This window comes from Streptomyces torulosus, from assembly GCF_001419765.1.
Lineage (GTDB): Bacteria > Actinomycetota > Actinomycetes > Streptomycetales > Streptomycetaceae > Streptomyces > Streptomyces torulosus.
Map to the genome: position 1 here is coordinate 1 of NZ_LIRK01000947.1, position 1,606 is coordinate 1,606.

Annotated in this window: 1 protein-coding gene; it reads left to right on the forward strand. The window is 75.0% G+C overall.

Annotation, left to right across the window (positions count from 1 at the left end; all coding sequences use genetic code 11):
• Nucleotides 1–191: 191 nt before the first annotated feature.
• Nucleotides 192–1,604 carry an FAD-dependent oxidoreductase gene (locus AOK23_RS42910; RefSeq protein WP_055717786.1) on the forward strand — a complete coding sequence of 471 codons (1,413 nt, stop codon included), beginning with the start codon at nt 192–194 and terminating at the stop codon, nt 1,602–1,604.
• The last annotated feature ends 2 nt before the right edge of the window (nt 1,605–1,606 follow it).

Here is a 1,606-nt window from a genome sequence, read left to right on the forward strand (position 1 = left end):
GAGGGCAGGCGTCGGTGAGCCGTGGGGGCGGTTGGCCGGGCGCGGTGATACTGGTGTCAGGTCGCAGGGAATCTCCGGAAAAGGGAGCACGTTCGGTGAACTCGGGTGGGGCGGACAGCCGTTGGGAATCGGCGGGATCGGGCGGCTCGGCCGGCCGGCACGCGGTCGTCGTCGGGGGCAGTCTCGCGGGGCTGCTCGCCGCGCACGTCCTCGCCGGGCACGCCCAGAGAGTGACGATCGTGGAACGCGACCGCTTCCCTGCCGATGCCGATGCCGATTCCGATACCGAGCCCACCCTCGGCGCCGGCGCCGCCCGGAGCACCCTCGCGGGTACGGCGCCCCGGCCCGGCGTACCGCAGAGCCGGCACCCGCACGTCCTGCTGGAGGGCGGCCAACTCGCCCTGGAGGCGCTGCTGCCGGGGTTCATGGAGGAGCTGCGGGCGGCGGGCGCGCCGCGTGTGGGGATGCCGGAGGACATCGTGCAGTGGCAGAGCGGCCGCTGGTTCCGGCGGGTGCCCGCGTCGACGCACATCCACACCGGCTCGCGGGCGCAGATCGAGCGGCTGATCCGACGCCGGGTCCTGGCGAACCCCTCCGTCACCCTCGTCGAGGGCACCGAGACCGTGGGGCTGCTCGGCAACGCGTCCCGCGTACGCGGTGTGCTGCTCCGCGAGCGCGGCGACGGCGCTCGGGGCGAACAGCGCGAACTGGCCGCCGACCTGGTCGTCGACGCATCCGGGCGCGGCACCAAGGCCCCGCGCTGGCTGACGGCCGTCGGGGCCGAGGCGCCGCACGAGGAGACCATCGACACCGGCCTCGCCTACGCCTCCCGGGTCTACCGCGACACGACCGGAACGCTCGGTGGCGACGCGAGTGCCGCGACCCTCGGGTTCTACGTCGTCCCCAACCCCGACCAGCCGTACGGCGTCGTCGTGCTGCCCCTGGAGGACGGCACCCATCTCGCCACCTTCTCCGGGCTGCGCGGCGACGAACCGCCCACGGACGAGGAGGAGTTCGAGACGTACGCCAAGCGGCTCCCGCATCCGGTGGTGCACCGCTGGATGCGCGATGCCGAGCCGCTCTCCCCGGTGTCCGGGTTCCGGCGGACCGCCAACGTCCGGCGCCGCTACGACCTGCCGGGCCGCCGCCCCGCCGGGTTCCTGGCGACCGGCGACGCGCTGTGCACGTTCAACCCGATCTACGGGCAGGGCATGGCCGTCGCCGCGCTGAGCGCGGTCGCGCTGCGGGACGCCCTCGCCGATCCGCGCCGTACGCCCACCACGCGCCGCGTGCAGAAGGCGTTGCTCGCCGCGTCCCGGCAGGCGTGGGACATCTCGGCCGGGGCGGACAAGAAGATGCCCGGAGCGGTCGGCAACGCCGCCGTCGTACGGCCCGCCGACCGGGTCGCCGGGTGGTATCTGCGCCGCGTCCAGGAACGCACCCCGGGCGACCCCGTCGTGGGCCGCGCCTTCCGCTCCGCCCTCACCCTCAGGGAGCCCCTGAGCGCCCTCTTCGCCCCGAAGGTGGCCCGAGCGGTCCTCTTCGGCCCGGCCCTCCCGACCCCCGACGAACCACCGCTCACACGCGACGCCGGGGAGGCCTGAGG